Raw genomic sequence first — 18,741 nt, forward strand, 5'->3', positions numbered from 1 at the left:
TTGCACAAAAGATTAAAAAAAATCATTGCTTTTTTTTAATGATTCTAAATTAGTTAATGAAATTTTTAACATATATAATTATCTATATATTTAGCACCGCGTTTAGGAAAATACTTTAAAATTTCGCAACTTTTCGTGAATTTTATTGTTCATTTTGGTGACTAATTTGTAATAATTAAAAGACAAAGATATGTTTGATTCAGACCTGATTGAAAAAGTGTATGGACAAATGTCCGAAAGGGTAAAAAAAGCCCGTCAAAAACTCAACCGCCCGCTCACCTACGCCGAAAAAATACTTTACTCGCATTTATACGAAACACAACCGCTTGAAACTTTTAAGCGGGGTGGCGATTATGTGGATTTTGCACCCGACCGCGTGGCCATGCAGGATGCCACAGCGCAAATGGCATTGCTGCAATTTATGAACTCGGGAAAAGATACCACAGCAGTGCCTTCTACTGTGCACTGCGATCACCTCATTCAGGCGCAGGTTGAAGGAAAAACCGATCTCAGTGTCTCACGAAATGCCAACAAAGAAGTTTTCGATTTTCTGGAATCAGTTTCCAATAAGTACGGAATTGGTTTCTGGAAACCCGGAGCAGGCATCATCCACCAGGTAGTGCTTGAAAATTATGCTTTCCCTGGTGGAATGATGATCGGGACCGACTCGCACACGCCCAATGCCGGCGGTCTTGGTATGATAGCCATTGGTGTTGGAGGAGCTGATGCAGTAGATGTGATGGCCGGAATGCCCTGGGAGCTAAAAATGCCGAAACTGATTGGTGTTAAACTTACCGGAAAACTAAATGGATGGACAGCTCCCAAGGATATCATTCTTAAAGTAGCCGGAATTTTATCCGTGAAAGGCGGAACAGGCGCTATCATCGAATATTTTGGCGAAGGAGCCGAATCGCTTTCTGCCACAGGGAAAGGGACCATTTGTAACATGGGGGCAGAAGTGGGTGCAACTACCAGTATTTTTGCGTTCGACGAAAGCATGCAACGCTACCTGAAAGCTACCGGAAGAGAAAAAGTGGCTGAAATGGCCGGCAAAATGAAAGATATACTTTCGCCGGATCCGGAAATCTACGAAAATCCCGAAAAATATTACGACCAGCTTATTGAAATCAATCTTTCTGAACTCGAGCCACACCTTAACGGGCCGTTTACCCCCGACCTGGCCACTCCTGTTTCAAAAATGAAAGAAACAGCAAAAGAAAATGGCTGGCCGCTCGATGTTTCAGTAGGGTTAATTGGCAGCTGCACCAACTCGTCTTACGAAGATATTTCGCGTGCAGCATCAATTGCCAAACAGGCGGTTGACAAAGGACTGAAAGCAAAATCGGAATTCACAATTACACCGGGTTCTGAACAGGTTCGCTACACCATTGAGCGCGACGGATACATCGGCATCTTTGAACAGATGGGCGGAAAAGTTTTTGCCAATGCCTGTGGCCCGTGCATCGGACAGTGGGCACGCCCGGGTGCCGATAAAAATGAAAAGAATACCATCGTCCATTCGTTTAACCGCAACTTCTCGAAACGAAACGACGGAAACCCCAACACCCACGCATTTGTTACATCACCTGAGTTGGTTACAGCAATAGCCATTTCCGGCCGGCTCGATTTTGATCCAATTAATGATACCCTCACCAACGAAAAAGGCGAAGAAGTGAAATTGGATGCCCCAACCGGATTTGAACTCCCGGTGAAAGGATTCGACGTTAAAGATGCCGGCTACCAAAACCCGGCCGAAGACGGCTCAAAAGTGGAAGTAAGTGTGGCTCCGGATTCCGACCGGTTGCAACTGCTCGAACCTTTCGATCCGTGGGACGGAAAAAACATCACCGGAGCAAAATTGCTCATTAAAGCATTAGGCAAATGTACCACCGACCATATTTCAATGGCTGGTCCGTGGCTGCGTTTCCGTGGTCATCTCGATAATATTTCGAATAACCTGCTGATAGGTGCCGAAAATGCATACAACAATGAATCAAACAACGTAAAAAACCAGTTGACAGGTGAATACGGAAAAGTTCCGGATGTACAACGTGACTATAAAGAAAAAAATATTCCAACGGTTATTGTTGGCGACCACAACTATGGCGAAGGCTCATCGCGCGAACATGCTGCCATGGAGCCCCGCCACCTGGGAGTGAGGGCTGTAATTGTAAAATCGTTTGCACGCATTCACGAAACCAACCTGAAAAAACAGGGAATGCTGGCACTTACTTTCGATAACGAAAACGATTACGGCCTGATTCAGGAAGACGATACATTTAACTTTGTTGATTTGAATGAATTTGCACCAGGCAAACAACTTTCCGTGGAAGTAGTCCACGCAGATGGCTCGAAGGATTCAGTAAAGGTAAATCACACTTACAATGAACAACAAATCAAGTGGTTTAAAGCAGGCTCAGCATTAAATTTAATCAGAAAACAAAACAAAAATTAAAAAAGATATTCATGCAAAAAATTAAAGTTCAAAATCCCGTTGTGGAACTCGATGGCGATGAGATGACGCGGGTTATATGGGATTTTATTAAACAAAAACTGATTCTCCCCTACCTCGATATTGATTTGAAATATTACGACCTGGGCATGGAAAACCGCGATGCCACCGGCGACCAGGTTACAGTGGACGCAGCACATGCCATAAAAAAATATGGCGTGGGCGTAAAATGTGCCACCATTACGCCGGACGAAGCCCGTGTAGATGAATTCAAACTGAAATACATGTGGAAATCGCCCAACGGAACTATCCGGAATATAATAGGAGGAACTGTTTTCCGCGAGCCGATTCTGATCAAAAACATCCCTCGCCTTGTTCCCGGCTGGAAAAAACCCATCTGCATCGGACGTCATGCGTTTGGCGATCAATATAAAGCTACCGACTTTGTTACCAAAGGAAAAGGCAAACTCACCATTACGTTTACACCTGACGATGACAGCGAGCCGCAAAGCTACAATGTTTATGATTTTGAAGGCGACGGTGTAGCCATGGCCATGTATAACACCGACGAGTCGATTCGTGGTTTTGCCCGCTCATGTATGAACCAGGCTATCCTGAAAAAATGGCCCTTGTACATGTCAACCAAAAACACCATTCTGAAAAAATACGACGGGCGGTTTAAAGATATTTTCCAGGAAATTTACGAAAACGAATACAAGGATAAGTTTGAAGAAATTGGAATTACCTACGAGCACCGCCTGATTGACGACATGGTGGCTGCTGCGCTAAAATGGGACGGCGGATTTGTGTGGGCCTGCAAAAACTACGATGGCGATGTACAAAGCGACACAGTAGCCCAGGGATTTGGCTCGCTCGGACTTATGACTTCAACGCTGGTAACTCCCGATGGAAAAACCATGGAAGCCGAAGCTGCTCACGGAACAGTAACACGCCATTTCAGGCAGCATAAGCTGGGCAATCCAACTTCTACCAATCCAATTGCATCCATATTTGCCTGGACACGCGGTCTCGAATTCCGCGGCAAACTGGACAACAACAGCGAGCTGGTAAATTTTGCCCACAGCCTGGAACAGGTTTGCATTGAAACCGTTGAGTCGGGTAAAATGACCAAAGATTTGGCACTCGTAATACATGGTAAAGATCTCAAAGAAGCACACTACCTTACAACACAGGATTTTTTGGAAGCATTGGACAAAAACCTGAACAAGAAACTGAACTGATTAGAATTGCGGCTATACAGTTTCTGTAGAGCAAGACTGCAAATACTGATTTTCAGCTACGCCACTTAGAGAACAAAATATTCACAATTTTTTGCTATCTTAATGGCATTCAATGACTTTCTTTTAAACCATAAAATGGAACAAATAAAAAACATAAATGGCAAGTTGCAGGTACCCGACAAACCGGTCATTCCCTTTATTGAAGGCGACGGAATCGGGCACGACATCACCATGCCATCGCAAAAGGTAATTGATGCTGCAGTTGAAAAAGCCTACGGCGGCAAGCGAAAAATAATCTGGAAAGAAGTTCTGGCCGGCGAAAAAGCTTTCAGGCAAACCGGCAGTTACCTGCCCGATGCCACCATTGAAGCCTTCCGGAAATACCTGATTGGGATAAAGGGGCCATTACAAACTCCTGTTGGTGAAGGAATCCGTTCGCTTAACGTGGCACTGCGGCAAACACTCGATCTATTTGTTTGTCTGCGCCCGGTTCGCTGGTTTAAAGGTGTCCCCTCACCCATCCGTTATCCCACACTGGTTGACATGCATATTTTTCGCGAAAATACTGAAGATATTTATGCAGGTATTGAATATATGGATGGCAGTGCTGATGCAAAAAAGTTAAGCAACTTTCTAATTCAGGAAATGGGCGTTAAAGAAATCCGATTCCCCGGAAGTTCTTCTTTCGGTATAAAACCTGTTTCAAAAGAAGGCTCTGAGCGATTAATCAAGGCAGCAATTCAATATGCCATTCAGCGCGAATTGCCTTCGGTAACGCTGGTACACAAAGGCAACATCATGAAATATACCGAAGGAGCTTTTAAAATATGGGGATACGATTTAGCTGAAAATGAATTTGGTGACTATACTTTTACCTGGCGGCAGTTTGAGAAAATAAAATCAGAAAAAGGCCGCCTCGATGCCGAGAAAGCACTGGAGGATGCAAAAAAAGCAGGCAAAGTAATTGTAAAAGATGTGATAACGGATGCCTTTTTACAGGAATCGCTGTTAAAACCTTACGACCATTCGGTAATTGCAACCATGAACCTGAACGGCGATTACATCTCGGATCAACTGGCAGCAATGGTAGGTGGAATTGGAATTTCGCCCGGAGCCAACATCAACTCTTCAAGTGGCTATGCCATTTTTGAGGCTACCCACGGGACAGCTCCCGATATTGCTGGTTCAGGAAAAGCAAATCCGAGTTCGCTGATACTTTCGGCTGTCATGATGCTCGAACACATCGGCTGGATTAAAGCTGCCGAACATGTGTACGACGCCATGGAGCATGTTTTTGCCAAGCGAAAAGTTACCTCCGATTTGTATGCCCAAATGGAGGGCGCCACGCTTTTAACCACTTCCGATTTTTCGGATGAAGTGATAAAAAACATGCATTAATTCATTTTGATTATTAATACAAAAAACAAAAGAATATGGAATATATTAAGTACCGTTTTTTTCAAAAAGCAAGCAAGTGCTCGAAAGAGTTTCAACGTATTAAAAATGAACATGCCGATAAAGTGATTGCTGAAGTTACATTAGGACAGGTTCTCACAGGAATGAAAGGAATTCCTTTACTGGTTACCGATACTTCGAAGCTCGATCCGAATGAAGGAATTCGTTTCAAAGGTTATTCAATTCCTGAACTGCGGGAAAAACTTCCCAAAATATCATCAACAGGAGAACCGCTTCCTGAAGGGCTTTTCTACCTGATGCTGATTGGCGAAATACCAACGCATGAAGACGTAATGAATCTTTCGAAAGATTTTGCAACTCGTGCTCACGTACCGCAACATGTTTTCGATGTTATCGATGCAATGCCAATGAATTCGAGGCCGATGACACAGTTCAGCGCTGCAATTCTGGCCATGGCCACCGAGTCAATCTTTCAAAAAGCTTACAGGGCCGGGGTAAATAAAAAATACTACTGGGATTCGACCTACGAAGATGTAATGAACCTGATTGCACGCCTGCCCCGGGTGGCGGCCTATATTTATCGCCGTAATTTTTACAACAACGAACAGATTGAACCTAATCCACGTTTAGACTGGGCCGGAAACCTGGCTCACATGATGGGATTTGATTCAGAAGATATTCGCAGACTGTTCCGTCTTTACATGGTTATTCATGCCGACCACGAAGGAGGAAATGTATCGGCACACACCGCACACCTTGTAGGTTCGGCACTGAGTAATCCATATTACGCATATTCGGCAGCAATGACAGGCCTTGCAGGGCCACTCCACGGTTTTGCAAACCAGGATGTGATTCACTGGATTTCTCAGATGATTGAAGATTTGGATACCGACAAGCCTACTGACGAACAGGTGGCAACCTATTGTAAAAAGACACTGGAAGAAGGCCGCGTTATTCCGGGCTACGGTCATGCAGTGCTCCGTAAAACTGACCCAAGATTTACAGCACAACAAGATTTTGCAGAAAAATACATTAAGGATGACGCAATGATTGACATTGTAAATCAACTCTATAAAATTGTTCCTCCTATTTTGTCGAATGTTGGTAAAATTAAAAATCCATGGCCAAATGTCGATGCATTCAGCGGCTCCCTGCTCTACCACTACGGAATAGAAGAATACACCTTCTACACCGTACTGTTTGGTGTTTCCAGAGCCCTTGGGGTTTTAGCATCGTTTGTAAACGACCGTGTTTACGGAATGCCCATTGAAAGGCCAACTTCGCATCCGTTGGAATGGTTCCGCGATAAAGTGGAAGGGAAAAAGAGCAACAAGAAATGTTAACATATTTTCTATAGAGAAGCCGGCTCAAAGCCGGCTTTTTTATTGATATTCCACAAAATCCGAAAAACATTTTGTCCACCAAACTGTTCAAACAATTAAACAAAAGACAATTAAAGATGCAATTAAACAAAGCCATAAAAAACCGCTGGAGTCCGCGTGCATTCTCACGCCAAAAGGTTACCGACGAAATGCTTGATTTACTTTTTGAAGCGGCCCGCTGGGCCCCCTCATCAAGAAACGGGCAACCCTGGCATTATTACTATGTGAGACGTGAAGACAAGGAAACATTTCAGCAGGTTCTCGATATTTTAACGGGAATTAATCCTGGATGGGCACAACATGCACAGGTACTCATCATTACAGTAATGAGAAGAAAACATGAATTTAACAACCTCCCAAACGGCAAGGCACTTCACGACATGGGAGCTGCCAGCGCATTAATGGGAGTGCAGGCCGCAGAAATGGGACTGCAAATTCATCAGATGGGTGGTTTCGACAAAGAAAAGGCAACAGCTTATTTGAATCTCGACACTGAAAACTTTGAGCCAGTGACGTGCATTGCTGTTGGCGCCGAGGGGGATGCAAATCAATTGCCCGACGACCTGAAAAAACGGGAGTTGGAACCCAGGGAAAGAAAAGAAAAAAAGGAATTTGTTATTGACCTCGGCAGGCATTAAAATTACACACCACAAACTTTTATTGCGTGGTGCATAATTTCAATCTTCAGGGAAGTTGTTTCAGGAATAATTTCCCCATCAACCTGACACTCGTGGGAGGCTGGCAAACTAATAGTTGCTTTGTCGGTGGAATATACTTTAACATATTTCATGTGGTGTAAACTGCCTGTAAAAGCCGCAAAAATGAAGGTAAAAACAAACCACCACGGATAGGGCCTGATAATTACGATTTCAAATTTGCCGTCATCAATTTTCCCGGTTGAATTAATTATTGCCCCCGTACCAAAACTTTGTGCATTGGCAATTACCAGCATTTCAGTTTTCATTTTTTTGCGCCGCTGCCCGGGAATTTCAATATAAAAAGGGAAATAGGTTTTCCCTTCCATCAGTTCTTTAAACAATTGCTTGCCGTATCCTATAAGTCCTTTTGAACCTTCTTTCTCAAACCGCTTAACAATGCGGGCGTTAATTCCCACATCGCTCAGGTGCAGACAATAGAACCGGTCGTTAATTTTAATAACATCCATTGGATTTGCCGGATTCTCCAGGTTGAAATTCAGAGCCCGCCGGAATTTTTCAGGGATCCCGAGGTTATAAGCCAGTCCATTTGCTGAACCTGATGGAATAATTCCCAGTTCGATATCGGTTCCCAAAAGTTCAACAGCAACCATGTTAACTGTGCCGTCGCCTCCTGCGGCAATCACTTTTTGAGGTTCAAAATCGTTAATTTGCGACCTGATTTTATTGGGATCGTCTTCGCCCGTGGTTTCAAAAACCTTCCACTGAAAATTAAATTTTTCAGCAGTTTCTGAAATAATCGACCGGTAATCGTCTGTCAGGGCATTTCCAGACATTGGGTTAACAACAAACAGTATTTTTAAATTTGTATGATTATTCAATTTTACTAATTTAAACGTGATTAAAAGCAGAGACACCCAGGTTCTGATGTCTGTTGCTCTTATTCCATAAAGTTGTAATATTATAAAAAAAACAAATAAAATTAGGGATGAAATACCTTAAACCCATAATAAAAGGAGCCTACAAACCAATAAAACGGCTGAAAGTCTATTTTAAACAAAAAGCCGGATGGTTAGATATTCCTAAAATAATGCCTTTCAAGGGATACGGAAATGAAAAAGAAATTATCATCCAGGGAATGGTGATTGAGGACAAAGGCCTCACAAAACCCCATGACAAATTAAAATTCTGGCAAAATATGCTGGCCACCATTAAAAGATTTTCGGGTGACGAAATTGCCGGGGTGAATGTAAAAGCCACCTTCCGGGAGCAAACCCAATTTGCCGAAACCGATGAACAGGGATTTTTTCTTTTCAGCTTTAAAATAGATAATAACGAAGAACAAACTGTTGGCGACTGGCTTTCTGTGCAATTTGAACTTGTAGATGAAATTGTTGAGAACCAGCCCAAAACTACTGCAACCGGTTATATCCGATTTATTCCGCAAGGAAATGAGCACATTATTGTATCCGATGTTGATGACACGGTAATGGTTTCGCATTCAACCCAAACCCTCAAAAAACTCAGGCTCATGCTGTTTAAAAATGCCCTCACCCGTGCTCCTTTTCCAGGGATTTCTTTTTTTTACAAAGCGCTGGCAAAAGGGACAGACACTGCTGTTTCCCATCCGTTTTTCTATGTTTCAAGCAGTGAATGGAACCTTTATGATTTGCTCGATGATTTTTTCAGCTACAATCAGTTGCCCCGTGGTGTTTTTTTATTGAAAAGACTGGAGCACAGCATTCTGAAATTTTGGAAATCGGGAGGCGGAAACCATCAGCACAAATTTGATAAAATCAGGCACCTGCTGCAGTTTTATCCCAACCGCGCATTTATTTTAATTGGCGACAGCGGACAACGCGATCCGGAAATTTACTCGCGCCTGGCGCTTGAATTTCCAGGACGTATAGAAACCATCTTCATCCGGAAAATTCGTTCACGGAGTTTTCTGAATAAAAATGAAGAGCATACAGCCAAACTGACCGAAGTACAAACCGGTTATTTCGAAGTAAAAAACAGTCACGAAGCTGCACTTATTGCATTGCGCCGCGGTTACATCAGTTCAAAATATTTTAGTGAGACTGAAGCAGGATTGTCAAAACAAAACGCCTCAGATTGAGTTGAAAGAAATTAAATAAATGTTAGCCCGATACTTTTTTAATAAATTGAATGGAGCGTTCGTTAAAAACCTCGGGCTGATCGAGGTTACAAACATGCCCGCTATTTCGGATTACCTCCAGCTTCGAATTCAGGTGTTTTTTCACGAGGTTGGAAACCATGGGCAGAAACATGTGATCGCGCTCTCCCATTAAATATAAAACAGGGGCCGATGCTTCTTTGACCAAAAATTCTTTGAGATTATCCCTGATCTCGCCCGACATGCGCAGCCACTTTTTAAACTCCCTGTCTCCCAGCCTCACAGCTTCACTAATAAACAGGTTTCGCGACGCGGTATGTTTGCGCGAAGGAATTAAAATCCAGGCATTCAGCCTGTACAACCACATGTATGGCAGAATGGAATTCAACAATTTGGCCACGCTAACCAATCCATTTATCTTTTTATTAAACTGAACAACTGCACCTCCCAGAATTATTGACTCCGCTCTTCCCGGTGCCAGTTTATCCATAGCACGAATTACAATGCATCCCAGCGATATTCCTACAAAATGTGCCTTTTCGATGTTCAGGTGGTCCATGGTGTAGATTACATCTGCTGCTATTTCATCAAATTTGTATATCTCTTCCTTAGAGTATTGTTTTTTCGATTTTCCGTGCCCCCGCAAATCGACCAGTAAAACATTAAATTGTTTTTTGAAGTCGCGCAACTGCCTGAACCAAACCACATTGCTCCCTCCTGCTCCGTGTACAAAAACCACCCAGGTTTTTGATGTTTTATGTCTGAATATTTTGTGATACAACATCGCGTCAAATATATGCTTTTTTTAGCCTCGGTTAACAACACAAAATGTATTCCGAAAAATCATTAATCCTGATCCATTCAAAATATTCTACTGTCGTGTCAACGATGAATTGTGATTGGACTGGACACTACTATAAAAAAATTATTTACCCGGATAAACCGGACTCATCCACTCCTCTTTGGGTAAATATTTGCTACCGCTGGCCCATTTAATTCCTCTTTGCAAAATCTCCCAGGCCTGGGGGATATCAAAATCGGCAGGTGTATGCCCCACCGAAATATAAAATACACGGCCTTTGCCATAGGTTTTTTTCCATACCACTGGAACGACAGCTCCGTCAATCCATTCCGCATGATCGCCGTTGAATGTAGTTGTGGCAAGCACTTTTACATTCGGATCTACATGCATGTAATATTGTTCTGAATTGATCTCAAAATTGCTGACTCCTTTTGTGAGCGGGTCGTTTTTGTCGGTAATTTCCACGGTATAATCAATAACACCACCGGGGTGGGCTACCCACTGGCCGCCAACCATAAACTGGTATTCGGTATTGTTCCTGAACGAATCGCCCAGTCCGCCATGAGTTCCTGCCAGGCCAACTCCGTTTTTCACAGCTTCAAGCAGGCCTTTTTCCTGTTCCTGCGAAATCTGGCCCATGGTCCACGACTGAAAAACCAGGTCGGTTTCTTCCATAACCTCTTTATTGGTATAAACGTCGAGCGATTCAGAAACTGTAACAATTGCCCCCTGCGTTTTCAGCCAGTTGTGTACTTTTTCAGTCAATTCTTTAGGGTAATGGCCATCCCATCCGCCCCAAACCATCAACACTTTTTTCCCTTCCAGGGAGGGCAATTCATCCGGTGCTGCGGGAGGATTTTCAGCTGAAGCAAGTGTATTTAAAATAAACAATAGCAGAAATGCAAATCCGGTAATACGAGCAGTTTTAATTTTTGAAATCATTTTATTTTGGTTTAATTGATTTTTCCGAGCAGTAAAAATAGCAATTGTTTCGGCTAAAAAACAAAATCCTTTTAATTTTTCCAGGCATCCACCAGTGCTTTAAAACAGTCGGCTGAATTGTCGTGCCGTTCATCGCTCGTTGTTCCACGGTAACTTTCCATAAAAGTACCGGCTGGTCCCCAAACCGTTTGTAACATCCCCCGATACATAGGTTTCATTTCTTCGGTAGCTCCATCAATAAACAAGCGCATCATTTTTTCCTGTTCCACAGCATTTTCTGCATTTCGCCACGGGCAGGTCAACACCTGTAACCCTTTTGCAGCAAACAAAACAGCTGTCGGGTCAGGACGTTCGTAGTGCCAGTCGCATATTACTACATCTTTCGGAATCATATCGATTGCACGGTGGGTGTTGTTAAAACTTCCTTCCCAAAATCCAATTCCTGTTGCTTTTCCGTCAATCAGCCGGTCGCCCCAAATCCAGAGCTCTTTTCCCGATTCATTTAAATGATTTCTTATTTTTGATACTTCGCCGGCAAAAAGTTCAGCTTTGTCGCGCCCATAACAACGCGGGCATTGCTCGTGCCCGATGTAAAACACCTCATCCATTCCGGCATGAAATGCATCGGTTTCAAAGACTTTAGTAATTTCATCTACCAACGCAAAAACCACCTCATGCACTTCGGGATGCAACGGGCAGTAACTTTTGCAATACAAACCATCGTCGTTGGGCCATTCATAATCATCCGGAAGTTCAACTTCGGGTGTTTCATCAAATTCGGGATACACTTCGAGCAACTTACCCGGTGTACCATGCCACGACTGATGACCCAGCAAATTAATTTGCGGAATCAGCCTGATATTATTGGCGTTACAAACTTCAACCAGTTTTTTCACATCCTCTTTTTTCAGCGGATTGTTCCCCACCAGTTCGGGGTGCGACTGGTAATCGTATTCCCAATCAACCCGTAAAATGAGCAGATTCAACTCAGTATCAGCCAATTCATTGTCAATAAATTCAACAAAGTCATCTACCAAACCAGGTGGCGGCGCAGCAATACAAAGCCCTTTTACCGGATAAGGCGGATTGGCATTTAAATGGAAAAAAGAAAGGGTTAAAACAGCAAGTAACAGCGTAACTTGTTTCATTTTTTATTGATTATAGTTTATAGCGTGAATTTAATAAAAAATGAATTCCCGCATAAATTATCATTTATAGCTACACTCCCCCCACATTATTTCCAAAATGTTGGAAAGTTTTTAAGCCTATTTTTTTATTGCACTCAAATTTTCCGTAATTTTTAGGATTAAATAAAACAATCATGGAAAAATCGCTAAAAGAAGAAATCCGCAGTTTTATAACCGAAGGAGTTCATGAAAAACCAGTTGAAGCTAATCCCGATAAGTTCTGGGAAAACCTTATAAATACAGGCACTGAATTGTGGCTCGACACCGGCGACATGGTGGAAGCCGAAAAAAACTGGACAGCCGAAATGACCGCACTCACTACCAACAACACGCTGGTTAACAAAGAAATTCAAAAAGGTATTTACGATGAATTTATTTCCGACGCGAAAGAGATTGTAAGTTCGTTGCCGCCCAGGGAACAAATTATTGAAATTGCTTTTATTTTGAATGCCCGGCATGGTTTGCGGCTAGCCAAAAAGTTCGGTGGTTTTGTGAGTGTTGAACTTCATACCGACACCGCGCATAATATAGAAGCAACCACTGAGTATGCGAAAAGATATTTTGAAATTTGCCCTGAACAGTTCATCATAAAAGTACCTTACACCGCTGCAGGCTTGCTGGCTGCCCGCAAACTACGCGAAATGGGTGTAAAAATTAATTTCACACTCGAGTTTTCGGCACGGCAAAATGTGATGGTAACAGCCATTACAAAACCCAATTATCAAAATGTTTTTTTGGGAAGAATTGGTGCCTACATAAAAGACAACCACCTTGGTGACGGAACCGGTGCCGGCGAACGCACCGTGCTGGAAACGCAGAAATGGGTCACCAAAATTTCGGAAAATCATAAAGAACCTTCAAAATTAATAGCAGCCAGTTTACGAAGCTATGAACAACTGGAGGCTCTTGCCGGATGTGATGTTTTTACCATGCCAATAAAAGTAGCTGCCGAAGGAAAAGAAAAGCTCACAGGAGATTTCAAACCGAAGTTACACGAAGTTTATCCGGTTGGACTCAACAAAAAAGCAGGGAAATATTTCCCCGGTAAACTTTGGGAAGTGACCGAACACGAACTTGAACTGGCAAAAAGCATGGATGACAACTGTCCGGCCAACGGGAATGAACTTATTGACCGTGTTCATGCAGCAGGATGCGGCGACATGTTTCCTTACCTGAGCGAAAAAGATTTGAATTACATTTCAGCTGACGGCAAAATTCCGAACCATGGGCGCTGGGCCGAACGCATTGAAAGCGGTGAACTGGCAATCGACACCTTACTGAATTTGGCCGGGCTGGCCAGTTTTGCCAACGACCAGGCACAACTCGATGCCCGCATTGAAAGAATAATCAGGCAGTAAAAAAATCAGTCGGTTACCCGCGGAAGAATAAAATAAAAAAGTGCGCCCTGCCCGGTTTTTCCGTTGCTTTCAACACCAAATTTGCCTCCCAGCTTGCCTACAATTCTTTTTACAATGGAAAGCCCTAATCCGTAGCCTTCAGCTTTCCCCGGATCGAGCCGTGCATATTTCCGGAAAAGTTTCGATTGCTCCTCTTTTGTCAGTCCTTTTCCATTGTCTTTAATCCAGAATCTCACGTGGTTATTCTCCGGAAAATCGGCCCCCACCTCGATTTCAGGAGGAGTGCCACCATATTTTATGGCATTGCTAAGGTAATTGGTCCAAACCTCTTCAATCCATGGGGCATGACCCATTGCCTGAGGCCAGTTTTCGGGTTGTTTAATTTTTGAACCGCTCGCCGTTATATCTTGATGCAACCGCTTTTGAGCCTCCCTGAAAATCGATTTCATGTTCAGTGGTTTCATCTCAATTTCGGTGTGGCTTACGGTGGCCAGAATTAACAACTCCTGCGTAATGTGCATTGCTTTTTCAGCCGAACTTCTTACCAACCCAATAATCTCTTTCAGTTGTTCAGGGTCGTTTCCTTCAATGCTGTCAACTAAAATTTCGGTAGAAGAAAAAATGGAGCCGAGTGAATTCTTAAGATCATGTGCAACGGTATGCGAAAAAGCATCGAGATCCTCAATGAGTTTTCCTCGCTTTTCAATTTCTGCCCTGAGTTTTTGGTTGGTTTCTTTCAATTCAACTTCCCCCAGTTTCATAGATGTGATGTCGTGAACCTGAATGAAATGGCCCGAAATTTTGTGGTCCCGGTTAAAAACAGGAGACACGCGAACCTGGTAATATTTGTCGGTGCCATCAAAATAAACTTCCAAATCCTTTGGTCCGGTACCTTCATTTTCAATTACAGTGACAAAATTTTTATAATCTGAAAACACTTTGGTAAAAGATTCGCGTATGATTGATTTTTGCCGGAGTTGAAAAATCGAATGAACCGCTGAATTGCAATCTTCAACAAAACCTTCTGAATTCACAACCAAAACGCCATCATCCATGGTTTCAATGAGCTTGTTGCGGGCAAAAGGCACAAGGTCGAATATTCGATACTTAACAATACCGAATGTAATGATCAACCCAGTAAAAACAAACAGAACAGGTGTCCAGTCAAAACCAGGTACTGGATTCAGACCTGTAATATACATCAAATTACCGGTGAGAGGAATAACAGTTGCAACAAGCAAAGTACTTACCTGCGATTTGTAATAGGCGGTAAATTTATAGATGGATTGCACAAGATTGAAAACCCCCATCAAAATTAACAGGATCGAGTAAACCCAGAAAAACCAGAACCAAACTCCGTGGTAATAGTACACCATATTAATTTCCGGGTCATACTCAATACTTATCCAAACCAAATGGTGTAAGTGATTGGTAAAAACCAGCATCAGCGTAATAAATGGAACAACCAGGAGGAGTGAAATATTTCGGGGAGTAAGTACATTTACTTTCTGACTGAAAGCCGCTGTAAATAAATAATAACTAACCGGCAAGAATACTATTCCCACATAGGAAAATTGTGTCCAGATAATTTTTGACTGAAGTGTATAAATAGTGTATTCAATCCCGTTACCTGTAGCCCAAACCGCAGCAAACAACTCAACAAAAATTAAATATTTAACATCGGGTGACTTGCGGTATTTCCAAAGGACAAAAATTGTAGCAACTGCAACAAGTGCTGCAATCAATTCAATAAAATTTTCTCTGCTGAAATAATATAAAAAGCTGTTTATCATCATAAATCCTTAGGGATTCGTGACCCAAAATTAATTAATTTTTTAAAATGATTACCTTTATTTTTGCAGATGATATTGCCATTTGACCAACTACTTCCTACATTTGCTCAGAGATTAAAATAATTAAAATGCTTCCCACAATAGAAAAATTAAAATACACTGATCAGAATAATTTTTTTCTGATGGCCGGCCCGTGCGCAATTGAAGGCGAAAAAATGGCGATGGAAATTGCTGAACAAATTGTAGAAATTTCCAACCGGCTTAAAATTCCTTTTATTTTTAAAGGCTCGTACCGAAAAGCCAACCGCTCACGGCTCGATTCTTTTACCGGAATTGGCGATGAAAAAGCGCTGAAAATTCTGCGAAAGATAAATGAAACGTTTGCTATTCCAACTGTTACTGATATTCATTCAGCCGCAGAAGCACCAATGGCAGCTGAATATGTTGACGTGCTGCAAATTCCGGCCTTTCTTTGCCGCCAGACCGACATCCTGGTAACAGCTGCCCAAACAGGAAAAGTGGTAAATATTAAAAAAGGCCAGTTTCTGTCTGCCGCGGCCATGCAGTTTGCTGTAAACAAAGTAAAAGAAAGTGGAAACGATAATGTGATTCTTACCGAACGGGGAACCACTTTTGGTTACCAGGATTTGGTGGTGGATTACCGCGGAATTCCCGAAATGCAAAAAATGGAAGTTCCGGTTGTACTCGACATCACCCACTCGCTGCAGCAACCCAACCAGGTTAGCGGTGTAACAGGCGGCCAGCCCGAACTGATTGAAACCATAGCCCGCGCCGGAATTGCAGTGGGTGCCGACGGTATTTTTATTGAAACACATCCCAATCCGGCAGAAGCAAAGTCGGACGGCGCAAATATGCTGAAGCTTGACCAGCTGGAACCGCTGTTGGAGAATCTGTCTGAATTGTATAAATTTGCACAAAAGCTTTAGCAATGAAAACAATAGAATTAAAGGTAAAAGATAAAGTTGCAGAAAAATTTTCCAGAATGGATGCTGTTGAACGTAAACAATTATTAAAAAAAGTTGAAGAGTTTGTAACAAAAGAATCCAAATTCATGCAAACTGTCAGAGAAATGCAACGTGAAGCGAAAGATAACGGCTTGACACAGGAAATCCTGGATGAAATCCTTAACGAAAACAAGTGAAGATTGTCCTCGATACAAATGTATTAATCAGTTCGATACTAATTGAAGGAAGTATTACAGATATAGCTTTGACGAAAGCCGAAAAATATCACGATATTTTATGTTCAGACAAAATTTATGGTGAACTTGTCAAAGCATTAATGCTTCCAAAATTTGACAAGTATATTAGTCGCTATCGACGCAAGAAATTTATGGAATCGTTTGAGAACAGGGCTACTTTCGTTAAAGTTGAAGAAGTTATAAATGCCTGCCGCGATCCAAAAGACAACATGTTTCTGGAATTGGCTGTATCTGCAAAAGCTGATCTTATTATTACCGGTGATAAAGATTTACTTGAATTGAATCCTTTCCGGGGCACTCAAATTATTTCACCAAAAGAATTTATTGAGCAAATATAAAATACGATGAAAAACAGACGAACATTCCTGAAAAAACTTGCGGCCGGAACAGTTGCGGCCGGTTTCCTGTCTTTTACAAAAAAAGCCTCAGCCGGCGAAGTACAACTCAAAGGCGCATTAATTCACCATGTATTTTTCTGGCTAAAAGAGCCGGGTAATAAAGCGCACAGAAAACAGTTTGAAAAAGCACTGGAAGATTTAATAAAAGTGGATACCATAAAAGTGAGTCACATTGGAGTTCCGGCTGAAACTGAAGAGCGCGGAGTAGTTGAAAACTCCTACACCTATTCCTACATGGTAATGTTCGACAGTTTGAAAGATCAAAACATTTATCAGAAACATCCGCTGCACCTGAAATTTATTGAAGAGAACGAACATCTGTGGGGAAAAGTAGTGGTTTACGATTCGGTGGATGCTTAACCAGGGAAGACGGACTTTTCCCGAAGGAATCCCTGTAAAACAATTCCGACATTTCGAGTTAGAAAACTCAAATTCCCGGTCAATGAAAAAACAGATACGCCATTAAAATCGCGGCAATAATTCCGGTAAAATCGGCGATTAAACCACAAACCACTGCGTAGCGGGTATTTTTAATTCCCACCGCCCCAAAGTACACCGCCAGAATGTAAAATGTGGTATCGGTGGCTCCCTGCACTGTACTTGCCACACGCCCGATAAACGAATCGGCACCATGCGTGTTCATGGCATCCACCATCATTCCACGGGCGCCGCTGCCGCTGAGTGGTTTCATCAGTGCAGTTGGCAAAGCCGGTGTAAAATCGGTATTGATGCCCACCAGCTCAAAAACCCAGGTAAAACCAGAAATGAGCCATTCCATTGCCCCGGAAGCCCGGAAAACCCCGATGGCAACCAAAATGGCCACGAGGTAGGGAATAATTTTCACGGCCGTTTTAAAGCCATCTTTGGCCCCGTCGATAAAAGCCTCATATACATTCACTTTTCGGATTAACGCCATCAGTATAAAGGCAATAATCACCGAAAACAAAATAAAATTACTCGCCTGTCTTGAAACCTGGGTAACGGCTTCCTGATCCAATGTTGAAAAGTACCAGATTATCCCAAGGATAACGGCTGTTAATCCGCCTAAATAGGAAAGCACCACTTTATCGAGCAGGTTAATTTTCTGATAGAATGAAACGGCAATTAAACCGGCCAGGGTTGAAAAATAGGTGGCCAGCAAAATGGGAATAAATATATCGGACGGATTTACAGCCCCCATCTGAGCGCGATAAACCATAATACTGATGGGCAGCAACGTTAACCCCGAAGTATTCAGCACGAGAAACATAATTTGCGCATTGGAAGCAGTTTTTTTATCGGGGTTGGTTTGCTGCATTTCTTTCATGGCCTGCAAACCGGTGGGCGTTGCGGCATTGTCGAGGTTGAGCATGTTGGCCGCAATGTTCATCATAATGGAACCGTACGCAGGGTGCGATTTCCCAAGCTCTGGAAAAAGCTTGTTAAAAAACGGCCCGATGAGCCGGGAAAACACATTCACGATTCCGCCCTTTTCGCCAATCCGCATAATCCCCATCCAGAGTGTGAGCACCCCGGTGAGGCCAAGCGAAATTTCGAAACCGGTTTTGGCCATGTCGAAAGTGGAATTTACCATATTGGGAAACACTTCCAAATCGCCAAAAAACAGGAGGCGGATGAGCCCGATTACAAACGCGGCCAAAAAGAAAAATATCCAGATATAGTTTAAAGCCATAATTCAAGGTATAATTCCAGACAAATGTAAAAAGTTGAATGGTTAAAACAGCAGCAAACTACCACAATTTAATTTTGAATTCA

At 42.6% G+C, this 18,741-nt stretch carries 17 protein-coding genes; 11 read left to right on the forward strand and 6 right to left on the reverse strand.

The window, feature by feature from the left end; all coding sequences use genetic code 11:
• The first annotated feature begins 190 nt into the window (after nucleotides 1-190).
• From BUC07_RS03040 to BUC07_RS03060, 5 genes are all read left to right on the forward strand, one after another.
• Nucleotides 191-2,455: an aconitate hydratase gene (locus BUC07_RS03040; RefSeq protein ID WP_073165340.1), complete on the forward strand. Its 2,265-nt coding sequence runs from the start codon at nucleotides 191-193 to the stop codon at nucleotides 2,453-2,455.
• Between the two features lie 11 nt (nucleotides 2,456-2,466).
• A complete protein-coding gene (locus BUC07_RS03045) occupies nucleotides 2,467-3,693 on the forward strand; it encodes an isocitrate dehydrogenase (NADP(+)) (RefSeq protein ID WP_073165343.1) in 1,227 nt (408 codons plus the stop codon).
• A 135-nt stretch (nucleotides 3,694-3,828) separates the two neighbouring features.
• Nucleotides 3,829-5,091: an NADP-dependent isocitrate dehydrogenase gene (gene icd / locus BUC07_RS03050; protein WP_073165557.1), complete on the forward strand. Its 1,263-nt coding sequence runs from the start codon at nucleotides 3,829-3,831 to the stop codon at nucleotides 5,089-5,091.
• A 35-nt stretch (nucleotides 5,092-5,126) separates the two neighbouring features.
• A complete protein-coding gene (locus tag BUC07_RS03055; protein ID WP_073165346.1) occupies nucleotides 5,127-6,452 on the forward strand; it encodes a citrate (Si)-synthase in 1,326 nt (441 codons plus the stop codon).
• Nucleotides 6,453-6,568: 116 nt separating this feature from the next.
• Nucleotides 6,569-7,129 (forward strand): nitroreductase family protein, encoded by a 561-nt coding sequence (locus tag BUC07_RS03060; RefSeq protein WP_073165560.1) that lies wholly within the window; start codon nucleotides 6,569-6,571, stop codon nucleotides 7,127-7,129.
• A gap of 2 nt (nucleotides 7,130-7,131) precedes the next feature.
• Here BUC07_RS03060 and BUC07_RS03065 read toward each other — a convergent pair whose 3' ends face one another.
• Nucleotides 7,132-8,028, reverse strand: coding sequence for a diacylglycerol/lipid kinase family protein (locus BUC07_RS03065; protein ID WP_073165349.1), 897 nt, complete (start codon nucleotides 8,026-8,028; stop codon nucleotides 7,132-7,134).
• A 107-nt stretch (nucleotides 8,029-8,135) separates the two neighbouring features.
• Between BUC07_RS03065 and BUC07_RS03070 the strand changes: the two genes are divergently transcribed.
• On the forward strand, nucleotides 8,136-9,266 hold the full coding sequence (locus BUC07_RS03070; protein WP_073165352.1) for an App1 family protein: 1,131 nt from the start codon (nucleotides 8,136-8,138) through the stop codon (nucleotides 9,264-9,266).
• 22 nt (nucleotides 9,267-9,288) lie between these two features.
• Here the strand turns inward: BUC07_RS03070 and BUC07_RS03075 are convergent, their stop codons facing one another.
• The 3 genes from BUC07_RS03075 to BUC07_RS03085 form a co-directional block, all read right to left on the reverse strand.
• Nucleotides 9,289-10,068, reverse strand: coding sequence for an alpha/beta fold hydrolase (locus BUC07_RS03075; protein WP_073165355.1), 780 nt, complete (start codon nucleotides 10,066-10,068; stop codon nucleotides 9,289-9,291).
• A 141-nt stretch (nucleotides 10,069-10,209) separates the two neighbouring features.
• Complete coding sequence (locus BUC07_RS03080; RefSeq protein ID WP_217652633.1) at nucleotides 10,210-11,028, reverse strand: ThuA domain-containing protein; 819 nt, start codon at nucleotides 11,026-11,028, stop codon at nucleotides 10,210-10,212.
• A gap of 71 nt (nucleotides 11,029-11,099) precedes the next feature.
• Nucleotides 11,100-12,176, reverse strand: a complete 1,077-nt coding sequence (locus BUC07_RS03085) for a family 20 glycosylhydrolase (protein ID WP_073165359.1) — start codon at nucleotides 12,174-12,176, stop codon at nucleotides 11,100-11,102.
• Nucleotides 12,177-12,349: 173 nt separating this feature from the next.
• On the opposite strand from BUC07_RS03085, the gene BUC07_RS03090 reads away from it, so the two are divergent.
• Complete coding sequence (locus tag BUC07_RS03090; protein ID WP_073165362.1) at nucleotides 12,350-13,573, forward strand: transaldolase family protein; 1,224 nt, start codon at nucleotides 12,350-12,352, stop codon at nucleotides 13,571-13,573.
• A gap of 5 nt (nucleotides 13,574-13,578) precedes the next feature.
• Here BUC07_RS03090 and BUC07_RS03095 read toward each other — a convergent pair whose 3' ends face one another.
• Nucleotides 13,579-15,369: a histidine kinase N-terminal 7TM domain-containing protein gene (locus BUC07_RS03095; RefSeq protein ID WP_083578068.1), complete on the reverse strand. Its 1,791-nt coding sequence runs from the start codon at nucleotides 15,367-15,369 to the stop codon at nucleotides 13,579-13,581.
• Between the two features lie 125 nt (nucleotides 15,370-15,494).
• On the opposite strand from BUC07_RS03095, the gene kdsA reads away from it, so the two are divergent.
• From kdsA to BUC07_RS03115, 4 genes are read left to right on the forward strand one after another with little or no spacing between them, the layout of a single operon-like run.
• On the forward strand, nucleotides 15,495-16,313 hold the full coding sequence (gene kdsA, locus BUC07_RS03100; RefSeq protein ID WP_073165368.1) for a 3-deoxy-8-phosphooctulonate synthase: 819 nt from the start codon (nucleotides 15,495-15,497) through the stop codon (nucleotides 16,311-16,313).
• 2 nt (nucleotides 16,314-16,315) lie between these two features.
• Nucleotides 16,316-16,528, forward strand: a complete 213-nt coding sequence (locus BUC07_RS03105) for a hypothetical protein (protein WP_073165371.1) — start codon at nucleotides 16,316-16,318, stop codon at nucleotides 16,526-16,528.
• Nucleotides 16,525-16,926 carry a putative toxin-antitoxin system toxin component, PIN family gene (locus BUC07_RS03110; RefSeq protein ID WP_073165374.1) on the forward strand — a complete coding sequence of 134 codons (402 nt, stop codon included), beginning with the start codon at nucleotides 16,525-16,527 and terminating at the stop codon, nucleotides 16,924-16,926. The genes BUC07_RS03105 and BUC07_RS03110 overlap by 4 nt, the downstream gene beginning before the upstream one ends.
• Before the next feature lie 6 nt (nucleotides 16,927-16,932).
• Nucleotides 16,933-17,346, forward strand: a complete 414-nt coding sequence (locus tag BUC07_RS03115) for a Dabb family protein (RefSeq protein WP_073165377.1) — start codon at nucleotides 16,933-16,935, stop codon at nucleotides 17,344-17,346.
• A gap of 79 nt (nucleotides 17,347-17,425) precedes the next feature.
• Here BUC07_RS03115 and BUC07_RS03120 read toward each other — a convergent pair whose 3' ends face one another.
• The gene (locus tag BUC07_RS03120) at nucleotides 17,426-18,658 is read right to left on the reverse strand and encodes a nucleoside recognition domain-containing protein (RefSeq protein WP_073165380.1); all 1,233 of its coding nucleotides are present in this window, start codon (nucleotides 18,656-18,658) and stop codon (nucleotides 17,426-17,428) included.
• Nucleotides 18,659-18,741 lie beyond the last annotated feature (83 nt).

Origin of the sequence: Tangfeifania diversioriginum, from assembly GCF_900141875.1 — a bacterium.
GTDB lineage: Bacteria > Bacteroidota > Bacteroidia > Bacteroidales > Prolixibacteraceae > Tangfeifania > Tangfeifania diversioriginum.